This is a genomic window from Curtobacterium sp. MCLR17_039 (genome assembly GCF_003234745.1).
Classification (GTDB): domain Bacteria; phylum Actinomycetota; class Actinomycetes; order Actinomycetales; family Microbacteriaceae; genus Curtobacterium; species Curtobacterium flaccumfaciens.
In genome coordinates this window covers 65,503-79,633 of sequence record NZ_QKTF01000016.1, presented here as the reverse complement: position 1 = coordinate 79,633, position 14,131 = coordinate 65,503, and the positions used below count along the sequence as shown (strand labels likewise).

General features: G+C 71.9%; 14 protein-coding genes. 3 read left to right on the top strand and 11 right to left on the bottom strand.

The window, feature by feature from the left end; translation table 11 throughout:
• Positions 1-143: 143 nt before the first annotated feature.
• On the bottom strand, positions 144-1,388 hold the full coding sequence (locus tag DEJ00_RS15900; RefSeq protein WP_111058017.1) for a multidrug effflux MFS transporter: 1,245 nt from the start codon (positions 1,386-1,388) through the stop codon (positions 144-146).
• Positions 1,389-1,434: 46 nt separating this feature from the next.
• Between DEJ00_RS15900 and DEJ00_RS15895 the strand changes: the two genes are divergently transcribed.
• Positions 1,435-1,875: a MarR family winged helix-turn-helix transcriptional regulator gene (locus DEJ00_RS15895; protein ID WP_216852147.1), complete on the top strand. Its 441-nt coding sequence runs from the start codon at positions 1,435-1,437 to the stop codon at positions 1,873-1,875.
• Here the strand turns inward: DEJ00_RS15895 and soxR are convergent.
• From soxR to DEJ00_RS15880, 3 genes are read right to left on the bottom strand one after another with little or no spacing between them, the layout of a single operon-like run.
• The gene (soxR, locus tag DEJ00_RS15890) at positions 1,872-2,432 is read right to left on the bottom strand and encodes a redox-sensitive transcriptional activator SoxR (RefSeq protein WP_258373710.1); all 561 of its coding nucleotides are present in this window, start codon (positions 2,430-2,432) and stop codon (positions 1,872-1,874) included. The genes DEJ00_RS15895 and soxR overlap by 4 nt on opposite strands.
• Before the next feature lie 10 nt (positions 2,433-2,442).
• Positions 2,443-3,486: a YdcF family protein gene (locus DEJ00_RS15885; RefSeq protein ID WP_035809656.1), complete on the bottom strand. Its 1,044-nt coding sequence runs from the start codon at positions 3,484-3,486 to the stop codon at positions 2,443-2,445.
• Positions 3,487-3,488: 2 nt separating this feature from the next.
• Positions 3,489-3,944: an iron chaperone gene (locus DEJ00_RS15880; protein WP_196783353.1), complete on the bottom strand. Its 456-nt coding sequence runs from the start codon at positions 3,942-3,944 to the stop codon at positions 3,489-3,491.
• Between the two features lie 90 nt (positions 3,945-4,034).
• On the opposite strand from DEJ00_RS15880, the gene mgrA reads away from it, so the two are divergent.
• Both mgrA and DEJ00_RS15870 read left to right on the top strand, forming a co-directional pair.
• The gene (gene mgrA, locus DEJ00_RS15875; RefSeq protein ID WP_111058016.1) at positions 4,035-5,078 is read left to right on the top strand and encodes an L-glyceraldehyde 3-phosphate reductase; all 1,044 of its coding nucleotides are present in this window, start codon (positions 4,035-4,037) and stop codon (positions 5,076-5,078) included.
• Between the two features lie 559 nt (positions 5,079-5,637).
• Positions 5,638-6,918 carry an MFS transporter gene (locus DEJ00_RS15870; protein ID WP_111058015.1) on the top strand — a complete coding sequence of 427 codons (1,281 nt, stop codon included), beginning with the start codon at positions 5,638-5,640 and terminating at the stop codon, positions 6,916-6,918.
• Positions 6,919-6,995: 77 nt separating this feature from the next.
• Here DEJ00_RS15870 and mnhG read toward each other — a convergent pair whose 3' ends face one another.
• The 7 genes from mnhG to DEJ00_RS15835 form a co-directional block, all read right to left on the bottom strand.
• On the bottom strand, positions 6,996-7,352 hold the full coding sequence (gene mnhG, locus DEJ00_RS15865) for a monovalent cation/H(+) antiporter subunit G (protein ID WP_051597119.1): 357 nt from the start codon (positions 7,350-7,352) through the stop codon (positions 6,996-6,998).
• Positions 7,349-7,687 carry a hypothetical protein gene (locus DEJ00_RS15860; RefSeq protein WP_051597118.1) on the bottom strand — a complete coding sequence of 113 codons (339 nt, stop codon included), beginning with the start codon at positions 7,685-7,687 and terminating at the stop codon, positions 7,349-7,351. Before DEJ00_RS15860 ends, mnhG begins: the two co-directional genes overlap by 4 nt.
• Positions 7,684-8,265 (bottom strand): Na+/H+ antiporter subunit E, encoded by a 582-nt coding sequence (locus DEJ00_RS15855; protein ID WP_111058014.1) that lies wholly within the window; start codon positions 8,263-8,265, stop codon positions 7,684-7,686. Before DEJ00_RS15855 ends, DEJ00_RS15860 begins: the two co-directional genes overlap by 4 nt.
• The gene (locus DEJ00_RS15850) at positions 8,262-9,953 is read right to left on the bottom strand and encodes a Na+/H+ antiporter subunit D (RefSeq protein WP_111058013.1); all 1,692 of its coding nucleotides are present in this window, start codon (positions 9,951-9,953) and stop codon (positions 8,262-8,264) included. The genes DEJ00_RS15855 and DEJ00_RS15850 overlap by 4 nt, the downstream gene beginning before the upstream one ends.
• Positions 9,950-10,360, bottom strand: a complete 411-nt coding sequence (locus tag DEJ00_RS15845) for a Na(+)/H(+) antiporter subunit C (RefSeq protein ID WP_017887553.1) — start codon at positions 10,358-10,360, stop codon at positions 9,950-9,952. Before DEJ00_RS15845 ends, DEJ00_RS15850 begins: the two co-directional genes overlap by 4 nt.
• Positions 10,357-13,269 carry a Na+/H+ antiporter subunit A gene (locus DEJ00_RS15840; protein WP_111058012.1) on the bottom strand — a complete coding sequence of 971 codons (2,913 nt, stop codon included), beginning with the start codon at positions 13,267-13,269 and terminating at the stop codon, positions 10,357-10,359. Before DEJ00_RS15840 ends, DEJ00_RS15845 begins: the two co-directional genes overlap by 4 nt.
• A gap of 101 nt (positions 13,270-13,370) precedes the next feature.
• Positions 13,371-14,123, bottom strand: coding sequence for an SDR family NAD(P)-dependent oxidoreductase (locus tag DEJ00_RS15835; protein ID WP_111058011.1), 753 nt, complete (start codon positions 14,121-14,123; stop codon positions 13,371-13,373).
• Positions 14,124-14,131 lie beyond the last annotated feature (8 nt).

Sequence of the window (14,131 nt, the reverse complement as noted above, 5' to 3'; positions counted from 1 at the left end):
GGGCTGACGCCGGGCGGGTTGGGCTGGGCTGTTGGGCTGGGGCTGGGGTGGTTGATGGTGGTCTGGCCGACGCGGAACGACACTGTCGATGTCGTACGACGTCGACAGTGTCGTTCCGGGTCAGCGGGCGGCGCCGTTCCGGGTCAGCGGAGCGTGCTGGTCCGGCCCCGCGCCGCGAGCAGCGCCACGACGGCCACCACGGCGGCGGCGAGCATCACGATCGCCAGCGGCGCCGCGGTGTCCGAGCCACCGATGCTGACGAGCGGGGACACGAGCGCCGCGAGCCCGAACTGCAGGGCACCGAGCACGGCCGAGGCGCTGCCGGCGGCCGACGGCACGGCGCCGAGGGCGAGTGCCGTGGCGTTGCCGAGCACCAGACCGAGCGAACCGACCGCGGTGAACAGCGGCACGGCGAGCCAGATGACCGGCGCCCCGGAGACGACGAGCAGCGCGAACGCCACCGTCGACGCGAGCACCAGCACGATGCCGAGCGACAGCACGCCCGTGACCGAACGGGTCGCGGTGAGCTTGGCGGACAGGATGCTGACGCCCATGAGCGCCAGGGCGTTCAGCCCGAAGGCCAGGCCGTAGCCGACCGTGCCGAAGCCGATCATGTCCTGGTACAGGAACGGCGACGCGGAGATGTAGGCCATCATCACGGCGAACGCGAAGCCGAACACCGCGGTGTAACCGAGGAACGTGCGGGAGCGCAGGGCACGCAGGGCCGAGCCGGAGCCACGGCGTTCCGCACGCAGGGCGTCGCGGTGTTCCTTCAGGTGGGTCTCGCGGATCACGGCGAGGACCGCGATGAGCATGACGACCGACAGGCCGAGCACGATCGAGAGCAGGCCACGCCAGCCGATCGGGCCGGTGAGCAGGCCGCCGAGCAGCGGTGCGACGACCGGGGCGACCCCGCCGACGATCATCATGAGCGAGAACGCGCGGGCGGCGGACTTGCCGGTCGCCAGGTCGGAGATGACCGCACGGCTGATCACCATGCCGGCCGCACCGCCGAGGCCCTGCAGCAGGCGGGCCGCGATGAGCACGCCGATGTTCGGCGCGAGCACCGCGGCGATGCTGGCGAGCACGCACACCGCGGCACCGGCGATGAGCGGCGGCACGCGGCCGAACCGGTCGGACAGCGGACCGAACACGAGCTGGCCCGCGGTCACGCCCACCAGGAACGCGGTGAGGGTGAGCTGGACGGCGGTGGCGCTCGCCCCGAGGTCGGTGGTCATCTGCGGGAACGCCGGCAGGTACAGGTCGGTGGCGAAGGGGGCGACGGCACTGAGCAGGCCGAGCACCAGGAGCAGCGCGGTCGTGATGCCCTGCTGCTTGGTCGTGGGTGTCGCGATCGTCGCGCGGATGGTTCCGGTGTCCGTGGTCATTGTTATGAAAGCATAACTCATCGCCGGAGATCGGTACAGTACGGTCATGCACTCCGCCGTGTCCGACCACGTCCTCGCCGAGTTCGCGGACGTCCTGCTCCGGATCGCGCGTGACATCGATCCACACGGCTCCGAGACCCTTGACATCGTGCCGCTGACCGGAACCGAAGCGCTCGTGATGCGCTGGATCAACCGCAACCCCGGCACCTCGCCCAGCGCCACCGCCGAGGCGACCGCCCTGCAGCGCAGCAACCTCAGCGTCGCACTCCGGTCGCTCGTGGCGAAGGGCATGGTCGAGCGGCGCCAGGACCCGGCGGATGCCCGGACCGTGCAGCTGCACTCGACCGCCCTGGCCCAGGAGAGCGTGGACCGGCTCTACCGGCACTGGTCCGGCAAGCTCCGGACGGCCCTCGGCGGCGACGAACGGGGTGCGGTCGAGGCGCTGGAGCTGTTGCAGCGGATCGACGACGGGCTCCGCGCGGGCTAGGCGACAGCGTCCTCGGCGGCGGCGGCGGCGGCGGCGGCAGCGGCAGCCGCTGCGTCGTCGTCGGCAGTGGTGTCGGCATCGTCGGCCGCCTCGTCCTGGATCGGCAGCAGGCGACGCGCGCCGTGGCCCTCGTCGCCCAGGGTGTCGCCCGGGTTCACGACCGAACACGCTCCCAGCGAGACGCACCCGCAGCCGATGCACTGCGTCATCTCCTGCTGCAGGCGCTCGAGCTCGAGCTGGCGGGCCCGCAGCCGTGCGCGCCACCGTTCGTTCAACCGGTTCCAGTCGCGCAGCGAGGGCATGCGGTCGGCGGGCAGCGCCTCGAACTGCTCGGCGACCTCGCTGAGCGGGATGCCGAGGCGTTTGGCCACCTGGATGATCGCGATCCGCCGTTCGACGTGCCGCGGGTACATCCGCGTGCCGCCGTCGGTGCGTTCCGGGTGGATCAGGCCCTTGCGTTCGTAGAAGTGCAGGGCCGACGCGGCGACGCCCGTGCGGCGGACGATCTCGCCGATGGGCAGCAGGTCGGTCGGCCGCGGTGCCTGGATCTCGACCATGGTGGAGATCCTACTGCTGGAAGGACTCCCAGAGCAGGAACCCGGTGAACAGCACGAACGGCGTGCAGGCGACCACGTTGAGCCAGCGGTGCTCGACGATCACCGCGGCGAACTCCCGCAGGAATGCACTCGGTACGTAGTACGCCGCCGTGCGCGCGCCGACGACCTGGGCGGGCAGATCGAGGCGGCGGGCCAGGGTCGCCGCCCGCAGCACGTGGTAGTTGTTCGTGACCACGACCATCTGGCCGTCCCGACCGGCGGCCGTCTGCACGTCCCGCGAGAACCGGAGGTTCTCGCGGGTGTTCCGCGACGCGGTCTCCGCGACGACGTCGTCCGCGTCGGCACCGTGCGCCACCAGGTACTCGGCCATCGCGGTGCCCTCGGGACGGGGTTCGTCGTCGCCCTGTCCGCCGGACGGCACGAGGAGCGGTCGGCGTCCGGCTGCCCGTTCGGCCCGGTAGACGCCGAGCGCCCGGTCGAGTCGACTCTGCAGCAGGGGCGGGACCTCGCCGTGCACGAGCCCGGAGCCGAGGACCACGATCGTGTCGGGGACGATGCCGTGCCGCGTCCGCCCGTAGACCACTGAGTACAGGGCGAACGCGACCAGCGACAGCGCGAAGTACCCGCAGACGAACACCATCAGCACGGCGATCGCGATCTTCGTGCCGTCCCACAGCGTGAAGCCCTCGCCGCTGCCCGAGACGAGCAGGGCGATGGCGACCGCCGGCAGCACGAACACCGCCACCCCGGCGGCGAGCGACAGCAGGTTGCCGACGCTGCGCCCCTCGGCCCGGAGCATCTGCAGACCGTTCGCGACCAGGGCGACCCCGAGCACCACGACGGCCAGCGGCACGAGCAGCAGCACCACGGCGACGAGCAGGCTGAACCCGGGGACCACCCTGGTGAGCACGGCCACGACCGTCGCGAGCCCGAACAGCACGGCCGCCGTCAGGAACACCCCGTTGCGGAGCATCCGCGGGTCCCGTCGCCGCCCCAGGACGTACAGCACCAGGAACAGCAGGGCGAAGACGGGAGCGGCGCCCAGCCCGAGCACCGTCAACCGACCGCGCGACGGATCAGGTCGGCCACCCGTGCCTCGTCGGCCTCGGAGAACTCGGGGCTGATCGCCCACGACGTCGGCCAGAACGTGCCGTCGTCGAGCGCGGCCGAGTCCTGGAACCCGAGCGTCGCGTAGCGGGCCTTGAACTTCGCGGCGTCCTGGAAGAAGAACACCGCCTTGCCGTCCCGAGCGTAGGCGGGCATGCCGTACCAGAGCTTCGGCGCGAGCTCGGGCGCGACCTCGAGCGCGATGCGGTGGATGCGCTCCGCCAGCCCCCGGTCCGGCTGGGGCATCTCGGCGATCTTGGCCTCGACCGCAGCGGCGTCGGCCGCTGCCTTCTCGGCCTTGGTGCCCTTCGTGCCGCGGGCGCGCTTGACCTCTGCGGCGTGCTCCTGCATCGCCGCGCGCTCCTCGTCGGTGAAGGTGGTCTCGGTCTTCGTCGTCCGTGCCATCGTCGTCTCCTCGTGGTCTGGTGCACCCATCATGGGTCCGCGAAGCGAAGCGTGCGAGGCCCGGGCCCGATCGAGTGCCAGGCTCGTCCCATGACCTACATCGCCAGTGACGACCGCTACGACTCGATGACGTACCGCCGGACCGGCCGCTCGGGCCTCGACCTGCCGCTGCTCTCCCTGGGGTACTGGCACAACTTCGGGGACGACATGCCCTTCGAGAACCAGCGTGCCATCAGCCGCCGGGCGTTCGACCTCGGGATCACCCACCACGACCTCGCGAACAACTACGGCCCGCCGTACGGTGCCGCCGAGGTGAACTTCGGCCGCCTGATGCGCGAGGACTTCCGGCCCTACCGCGACGAGATGGTCATCTCGACGAAGGCCGGCTGGGACATGTGGCCGGGGCCGTACGGGCAGGGCGGTGGCTCGCGCAAGTACGTGCTCGCCTCGCTCGACCAGTCGCTGCAGCGCACGGGCCTGGACTACGTCGACGTCTTCTACTCGCACCGTCTCGACGCCTCGACCCCGCTCGAGGAGACGATGGGCGCCCTGCACACCGCGGTCCAGCAGGGCAAGGCGCTGTACGTCGGGATCTCGTCGTACGACGCCGAGCGCAGCCGGCAGGCGGCCGAGATCCTCCGCGACCTCGGCACGCCGCTCCTCATCCACCAGCCCTCGTACTCGATGCTCAACCGCTGGATCGAGACCGAGGGGCTGCTCGACGCCGCCGGCGAGCTCGGCTTCGGCGTCATCGGCTTCACCGCGCTGGCGCAGGGGCTGCTGACCGGCAAGTACCTGAACGGTGTGCCCGAGGACTCCCGCGCGGCAGCGGGCAAGTCCCTCGACGCGTCGAGCATCACGCCCGAGGTCGTCGAGCACCTCCGTGCCCTGAACGACGTCGCGGCCGCGCGCGGACAGTCCCTCGCGCAGCTCGCCCTCGCGTGGGCGCTCCGGGACGAGCGGGTGACCTCGCTCGTGATCGGTGCCTCGCGGGTGTCGCAGCTCGAGGACAACGTCGCCGCGCTGTCGAACACCTTGTTCACGGACGAGGAGCTCCGCGTCATCGACGAGCACTCCGTCGGCATCACGGACGTCGACCTGTGGGCGGGAGCCCGCGCGGGCGAGGTCTCCTGACCCGAGCGCCACGCCGCAGCAGTCCCTCGGCCGGTCGTATCTCGTCGCTCGGCGGATCCCGCCGACTGGTCGCGACACGTCGCCGGTCGCGTGCCGACCGGTCACGAACTGTCGGCTGGCGGCGCCGCAGGCGACGGTCTGCGACCGCACCGCGGGGTGCGGCCGGGGTGTCGTGACCGGTGCGGGGTCCTGGGCGCGCGGTGCGGCGGCCGGGAGGCGCGGGGCGCCCCGCCACGCGCCTCCCGTCCGTCGGCCGGTCGCGTCGTGTCGCGTGGTCGCCCCGCGCCGAGTGGTCGCGACACGTCGCGGGTCGCGTGCCGACCGGTCACGAACTGTCGGCTGGCGGCGCCGCAGGCGACGGTCTGTGACCGCACCGCGGACGGCCGGCGGGACGGCACCCGGAGCGAACTCCTCCGCTGCGCGGTGGCCGATTGGTACCATCGACAGCGTTCGACAACACGCAGTGTGTATCTACCGGCCGCCGGCTCCCCGGCGGACAACGGCGGCACCCGATGGGTCCGCCGCCACCGAACCGGGCGGGCCGAGAAGGCACACCCCAATGCTCCAGACCCGCTCCACCGGCGACACCCCCGCCACCGGCGACACCCCCGCCACCGGCGACGCCCCGCCCGCTCCGGACCGCTCGCTCGTCTCCCTCGCCGGACGCTGGTACTTCCCCGTGGCGTTCATCGCCCGGCTCCCCTTCGCGATGATGGTGGTCGGTGTCCTCACCCTCGTCGTCGCCGCCCGTGACTCCGTCGCCCTCGGCGGCATCAACTCCGCCGCCGTCGGCATCGGCTCCGCGATCTTCGGCCCGATGGTCGGCGCCGCCGCGGACCGCTTCGGCCAGCGCGCAGTGCTCGTCCCCGTCGGCCTGGTGAACGCGGCGCTGCTCGGACTCTTCCCGTTCGTCGTCAGCGGCACCGCGCCCGACCTCGCCGTCCTCGCGGTCGCGTTCTGCATCGGCGCCTCGGCACCGCAGGTCGCCCCGATGTCCCGCACGCGGCTCGTCGCGATCATCCGGCAGCGCATGGCCCCGGCGCGGCGCGAGAAGACCCTCAGCGGCACCATGGCCTACGAGTCCGCCGCCGACGAGACCGTGTTCATCATCGGCCCGTTCCTGGTCGGCATCCTCGCCAGCGCGATCGCCCCGTGGGTGGCCGTCGCCGGCGCCTCGGTCCTGACGTTCGTGTTCGTCACGGCGTTCGCGCTGCACCCGACCGGCAAGCTCGTGGTCGGCCAGCACGCGGAGTCGACGCAGGCACCCGCGCGGCAGCTCCTGCGTCCGCGGCTCGTCGTCGTGGTCATCGGCATCCTCGGCATCGGGCTGTTCTTCGGCTCGACGCTCACCTCGCTGACGGCGTTCATGGAGACCCACGGTGAGGCCTCGCAGGCCGGCCTGCTCTACGGCCTGATGGGCATCGGGTCCGCCGGGCTGGCACTCGGGTCGGCGGCGTTCCCCCGGGCCTTCGGCCTCGGCTGGCGCTGGCTCGTCTTCGGCGTCGTGCTCCTCGCCGGTGCGGTCGCGTTCGCCAGCGCCGACTCCGTCGTCGCCGCGGGCGTCGTCCTCGCGGTGATGGGCATCGGGATCGGACCCACCCTGGTCGCCCAGTACAGCCTCGGCTCGGACCGGTCACCCGTCGGCCGCTCCGCCACCACGATGACGATCCTCGGGTCCGCCGTCATCGTCGGCCAGTCGATCGCCTCCGCCATCACCGGTGACGTCGCCGAGCACCACGGCACCGCCGCGGCGATGCTGCTGCCGGCGGCCTCCGCCGCGATCGTGGTGGTCGCCGCGGTCCTCAACCTGCTGCTCCCGCGTCGGGTCGCGACCGCCTGACCGCGAACGTGAGCGCCTGACGGATCGGAGGCCCGTGGCGACGCCGCCACGGGCCTCCGATCCGGCAGATCGGTGCGTCAGGACTCCGTGTCGTCGACGAGCAGGTCCTCGTGCCGGTAGTCGTCGGCGCGCAGGCCGGCGCGGGCGATCATGTGCGTCGACACGGGCACCAGGAACAGCTGGAACACCATGATCGGCAGGACGACCCAGAACGCCGTCCACGTCCACACCGCGACGACGATGGCGGCCAGCGCGAGTGCGAGCCCGAGCACCTGCGGCTTCGCCATCGCGTGCAGGCGGACGAGCGGGTCCGGGAACCGGACGATGCCGACCCCGGCGCCGAGCGACAGCAGCGACCCGACGAGCAGCAGCGCGATGGCGATCCAGGCGCGGATGCCGGCGTCGTCGACGAACGACTCGATGATCTCGATCACGACTGGTCCTCCTCGGCGCGCTCGGGGGTGGTGACGGTCAGCCCCTCGTCGGACGGGTCCGCCGAGGGTGTGACGGCCCGGGCCACGGCGACCGTGGCGAACACGCTCGTCGCCGAGATCACCACGAGCACGGGGATGCCGGTCAGGTCCTGGCGGATGACCATCGCGGCGGCGATCACCACGAGCACGGTGGTCAGCACCATGTCCGAGCCGATCATGCGGTCGAGGATGGTCGGGCCGCGCACGATCCGGAACACCGCGAGGGCGAACGTCGCCCCGAGGAGCGCGAGCACGAGCGCGACGGCGATGCCCATCACGACGACGGCGGGGCTCACCGGGTCACCTCCGGCAGCGGCTCGGACAGTTCGGAGAGGTCCTGCTTGGAGCCCAGTGCGCGGATGACCATGGCCTCGATCCGGAGTGCGACGCGGCGTTCGTCCTCGACCTGCTCCGGGCGCTCGGTGTCGAGCACGTGGAGCAGCAGGCGACGGCGCCGCAGGTCCACGTCGGCGACGTACGAGCCGGGCACGAGCGAGATCGCGAGCGTGGCCAGCGTGAAGGTCATCTCGGACGTGGAGTGCAGCTGTACGAGCGTGATCGAGCTGCGCCGCACACCGCGGGGACGGAACGCGACCCACGCGACCCGGAAGGACGCCACGACGACGAGCCCGGACCAGACCACCAGGAACCGCAGCACGTGCACGATCGAGAACCGTGCGGACAGCGGGACCGGCGGGAGCGGCAGCGCCTGGGTGACGAGGAGCGCCACGACGATGCCGCACAGCAGCGTCAGCGGGGTCCACGACCCCCAGAGCAGCGCCCAGAGCACGGTGAGGCCCGCGACGAGGGGAACGTCGTAGCGCCACGCCAGCGCGATCCGCCTGGCGTTGGAGATGCGGCGGACGTCGGTCATCGCTCACCTCCGAGCACGGCCTGCACGTAGCGGTCGGGCGACTCCAGCGACTCCGCTGCGCGGGTCGCGTAGCCGTAGAGCGGGCCGGCGACGACGGTCAGCGCGACGGACCCGAGCACCGCGATCGTCGTCACACCGACGAGCATGCGCGGCAGGCGCACCTTCTCGGGAGCCTCGCCGACCGCCTCGGTCACGCCGGTGGTCGGACTGGAGTCGGTGGCTGCGTGCGGTGCGTCGGTGACCGTCACCGAGCCTCCCGGGTGGTAGGCCTCGCCCGTCTCCTCGGAGACGGTGAGGGGAGCCGGTTCCGGCGACCGCAGGTGGGCGTGCGGTTCCGCGCTCGTCGCGTGCGGGGCGGCGGCCTCGGCCGCCGGCTTCGGCCGCCAGAAGGCGGCGTCCCAGACCCGCATGAGCGCGTACAGGGTGAGCAGCGAGGTGACGACGCCGGCGCCGATGGTGACGTACGCCATCGGGGAACCGTCCTCGGCGGCGGCGCGGAACAGGCCGAGCTTGCCGATGAAGCCGGAGAACGGCGGGATCCCGCCCAGGTTGAACGCGGGGATCAGGTACAGGGCGGCCAGCAGCGGTGCGGCCTTCAGCAGTCCGCCGAGCGACCGGGTCGAGGTCGTCCCGCCGACGCGTTCCATCAGGCCGGACACCAGGAACAGCGTGGTCTGCACGACGATGTGGTGCACCGTGTAGAACACCGCTGCCGCCGTCCCCGCGACGGTGCCGAGTCCGACGCCCATCACCATGAAGCCGATGTGGCTGATCAGCGTGAAGGACAGCAGCCGTTTCACGTCGGTCTGCGACACCGCGCCGAGCACCCCGACCACCATCGTCAGTGCCGCGACGACGAGCAGCACCTCGTTGAGCTGTGGTCGCGGGAAGATCACCGTTTCGAGCCGGATGATCGCGTAGATGCCGACCTTGGTCAGCAGGCCCGCGAAGACGGCGGTGACCGGCGCCGGGGCCGTCGGGTACGAGTCCGGCAGCCAGAACGCCAGCGGGAACACGGCCGCCTTGATGCCGAACCCGATCAGCAGCATCGTGTGCAGGAGCAGCTGGACGTGCTCCGGCAGGTCGGCGACGCGCTCGCTGATCTGCGCGATGTTCACCGTGCCGGTGGCGCCGTAGACCAGACCGATGGCGGCGAGGAAGATCGCCGACGCAATCAGGCTCGTGACGATGTACGTCGTGCCGGCCCGGACGCGCTGTTCGCTGCCGCCCAGCGTGATGAGCACGTAGCTCGCCACCAGCAGCATCTCGAACGCGACGTACAGGTTGAACAGGTCGCCCGCGATGAACGAGTCGAGCACGCCGGCGGCGAGCACCAGGTACGTCGGGTAGAAGATCGTGACCGGGGCGTCCTCGTCGTCGGCGGCCAGACCCTGGCCGATCGAGAACAGCAGGACGAGCAGCAGGACGCTCGCACTGACGGTGAGCAGCAGGGCGCTCAGCCGGTCGACGACGAGCGAGATGCCGTACGGGGCGTCCCAGCCGCCGACCTGCACCACGATCGTGCCGTGCCGGTCGACCAGGACCATGAGCGTGGCGGCCACAGCCAGGGCCACGACGAGCACCACGACGGTGATCGCACGCTGGAGCTTCTGGTGGCGGAGGAGTCCGAGCGCGACCGCGGCACCGAGCAGCGGGACGAGGACGAGGAGCGGGACGAGCCAGGTCATCGGGTCGCCTCCTGTTCTGCGTCGGTGGTGGTCTCCGGGTCCTCGTCGGCCGGCTCGTCACGGTCACGGCCGATCGCGGCGTCGGCCTCGTCGACCTCGACCTCGTCGGCGCGGGACAGCTGCCACGACCGGTGGATCAGGGCCAGCAGGAACGCGCTCACGGCGAAGGTGATCACGATCGCGGTCAGCGCGAACGCCTGGGGGAGCGGATCGGTGATGCCCTCGGCGCTCTTGCCGATCGGCGGGTCGCCCGCGGCGCCGGACATCACCAGCAGCAGCAGGTTGAGCGAGTTGCCGAGCAGCAGGAAGCCGAGGAGCATCCGGGTCAGGGAGCGTTCGAGCAGCAGGTAGACGCCGCACGAGAACAGCACCGCCATGGCGATCACGAGGACGAGGGTGACGGTCATGTGGCGCTCCCTTCCGGGGTGGGGGCATCGATGGCGTCGCTGACGGACCCCTCGGTGGTGTCGCGGGTCGGGGTCGAGGCGTCCTCGAGGCGCTGCCGGTCGACCTCGGCGCCGAGGCTGCGGAGGACGTCGAGCACCAGGCCGACGACGACCAGGTACACGCCGATGTCGAAGAACGTGGCGGTGACGAACTCGACGTGTCCGAGGACCGGGACGGTGGCCTCGAAGAACTCGGAGTACAGGGCTTCGCGACCGAAGAACAGCGGCACGATCGCCGTGACGGCGGCCGTCGCGACCCCCAGACCGAGCAGGCGACCGGCACGCACCGGGGCCGCTGCACCGAGTTCGGCGGGACCGCCGGCCAGGTAGCGGGCCGCGAGGGCGATGCCGGCGACCAGACCGCCGGCGAACCCGCCGCCCGCCGAGTTGTGGCCGGCGAACAGCAGGTAGAGCGACAGCACGATCAGGCCGTGGAACAGCAGTCGGACGACCACGTCGAGCAGGGCCGAGCGGCCGGTCGGGATCGCGGCGCTCGTCGGCAGCCAGGCGCGGGGTTCACCGTCGGTGCGCTCGCCGTTCGCGGTCAGGGTCTCCGGCAGGTCACGCAGTCGCGGCAGGGTGTCCTCGCGCGAGTTCACGAAGATCAGGCTCGCGACGCCGGTGGCCGCGGCGACCACGACGGTGAGCTCACCGAGGGTGTCCCAGCCGCGCAGGTCGACGAGGGCGACGTTCACGACGTTCAGACCGTGCCCGAACGAGCTCGTCAGCGCTGGCAGGTCGGGCCAGAGGGGGCGGGCCGTGCGGGCGGAGGCGGCCACCACGACGACGATCGCCAGTGTCAGCCCCGCCAGACCGGCGAAGAGCGCCCGCACGACCCGGAACCGCGACGGGTTGGTGGTGGCGATGCGCGGGGGCAGCCGTCGGAGGACCAGGACGAAGGCGATCAGGGTGACCGTCTCGACCACGAGCTGCGTCAGGGCGAGGTCGACGGCGCCGTGCAGGACGAACAGCACCGAGAGGCCGTAGCCGGTGACGCCGACCAGCACGGCGGCGGCGAACCGGGTCTTCGCCGTGAGCACCGCGATGCCGGCGATCGACATCACGATCATCACCGGGATCTGGCCCCACGAGTCGGCGAACCGGACGTGGAACTCCCACGGCCCGCCGAGCACCAGGTTGGCGAGCGCCCCGGCGACGAAGACCGACAGGATCACCGTCAGGTAGTAGGGGAGCGAGCCGCGCTGCAGGCTCGCGGTGAGTCCGGTCGCTCCGCGGTCGAGCAGTCGCATGCCGTGCCGGTACGTGCCCGCGGCACTCGGGAACCCGGCGAGCCGGTGCTGGAGTGCCTCGACCGGGCGGCGCAGGGCGAACAGTGCGAGGCCGCCGACCAGGGTGATCGCGGACAGGCCGAGTGCGGGTTCGAGGCCGTGCCAGAGCGCGAGGTGCGGGACCTCCTGTCCGCTGAGCGCCGCGGTCGTCGCAGCGGGCTCGATGCCGTGCGCGACCAGCGGCGTGAACAGGCCGAGTGCGAGCCCGGCCAGCGCGAGCACCGAGGGCACGACGGCGAGGCCGTGCAGGGCGTGCGGCTCGGTGGTCGCGACGCCGGGCTTCCGGGCGAAGGCACCCCACAGGAACCGCAGCGAGTAGGCGACGGTCAGCACCGAACCGACGGTCACGCCGATCAGGGCGAACCAGGCCCAGCCGGCGTCGGGACCGTGCAGGGACTCGGTGAACCCGGTCAGCACGGCTTCCTTCGCGACGAACCCGATCGTCGGTGGGATCCCGGCCATCGACACCAGCGCGAGCACCGCGACGACCGCCAGCCACGGGCGGGCGCGTCCGAGTCCGCTGAGCCGGCCGAGGTCACGCGTGCCCGTGACGTGGTCGATCGCGCCGACCACGAGGAAGAGCGTCGACTTGAAGGCGGCGTGGGCCACGAGGAGTGCGACCCCGCCGAGGGCGACCGCGGGCGCACCCCAGCCGGCGGCGAGCACGAGGAACCCGAGCTGGGCCACGGTGCCGTAGGCGAGCAGGAGCTTGAGGTCGGTCTGCCGCAGTGCCCGGTACCCGCCGACGAGCATCCCGGCGACGCCGAGCAGCGTGATCGTCTCGCGCCAGCCGTCGAGCAGCGCGAACGCCGGGGCGAGCCGGGCCACCAGGTAGATGCCGGCCTTCACCATCGCGGCGGCGTGCAGGTACGCGCTGACCGGGGTGGGTGCGGCCATCGCGGCGGGGAGCCAGAAGTGGAAGGGCACGATCGCCGACTTCGTGAGCGCCCCGAGCAGCACCAGGACCACCGACACCGAGACGATCGTGCCGCTCGGGGGATCGGCGACGATCGCGGACAGCGAGGTCGTGCCCGCCGTGACCGAGAGCATCACGAGGCCAGCGAGCATCGCCAGGCCACCGGCGGTGGTCACCACGAGGGCCTGCATGGCGGCGGCGCGACTGGCACGCTTCGCGGCGTCGTGCCCGATGAGCAGGTAGGAGAAGACCGTCGTGGCCTCCCACAGGACGAACAGCACGATCACGTCGTCGGCGATCACGAGGCCGTACATCGAGCCGGCGAAGGCGGTCAGGACCCCGGCGAACCGACCGAGCCCGGGTTCGTCCCGCGCGAAGTACGAGGCGCAGTAGACCAGCACCAACGCGCCGACGATCGAGACGACCAGTGCGAGCACCCACGACAGGGCGTCCATCCGCAGCGTGACGTCGAGGTCGAGCTGGGGGACCCACCGGTGCCGTTCGACGACGCTGCCGTGCAGGGCGGCGTCGGTCTGGGCGATCGTCAGCACCGCCGCCGCGGCGGGGGCGAGGGCCGCCACGTAGAACACGCGGCGGCCGAGGACGGGGGTCAGGGCGGGGACGATCAGGGCGACGATCGCGAACGCGACGAGGACGAGGACCATCGGGCACCTCCTCGGGGTCGGGCTGCAGTCCGGCTCACTGGGCTTTCACAGCCTACGGAGGAGGCCATGTGGAGAACCTGTGCGGCCGGACAGCAGTCCGCTCAGGTCCGGCCGTGCGCTCGGGCGGGGATCTGCGTCGCGAGCTTGCCGCCGGAGACGTCGAGCAGGGTGCCGGTGATGTACCCGGAGGCGTCGCTCGCCACGAAGACGAGCAGGTCGGCGACGTCGTCCGGCGTCTCCCACCGGCGGAGCGACAGCGTGTCGAGCAGGCGGTCCTGCGCCTCGGCCGGCATCGTCGCGAAGCCGTTCATCGCCGTCGGCACCATGCCCGGTGCGTAGGCGTTCACGGTGATCCCCCACGGGCCGAGCTCCGACGCCAGGACCCGGGTGAACGAGACGACGGCGGCCTTCGACGCCGCGTAGGCCGCGCTCCCGACGCTGGGCACGATCGCCGCGAACGAGGCGGCGTTGATGATCCGACCGCGCCCGGCCGCCTGCATCACCGGAGCGACGGCCTGGCTCATCAGGAACGTGCCGCCGAGGTTGACGTCCATGCAGCGTCGCCAGGCGTCCCACTCCAGTTCGGCGACCGTGCCCGTGACGTTGATGCCGGCGTTGTTGACCAGCACGTCGATCGTGCCGTGCCGCCCGACGACCTCGTCCACGGCGTCGTGCACCGACTGCGGGTCGGCGACGTTGCACACGACGTGGTCGAGCGGGAAGTCCGGCTCGAAGGCCAGGTCGAGCGCGACGACGCGGCACCCCTCGCTGACGAAGCGGTCGGCGAGTGTGCGGCCGATCCCGCGCGCTGCGCCGGTCACGACGACCACGCGGTCGGTCAGGTCGAGGTGCATCGTTGCTC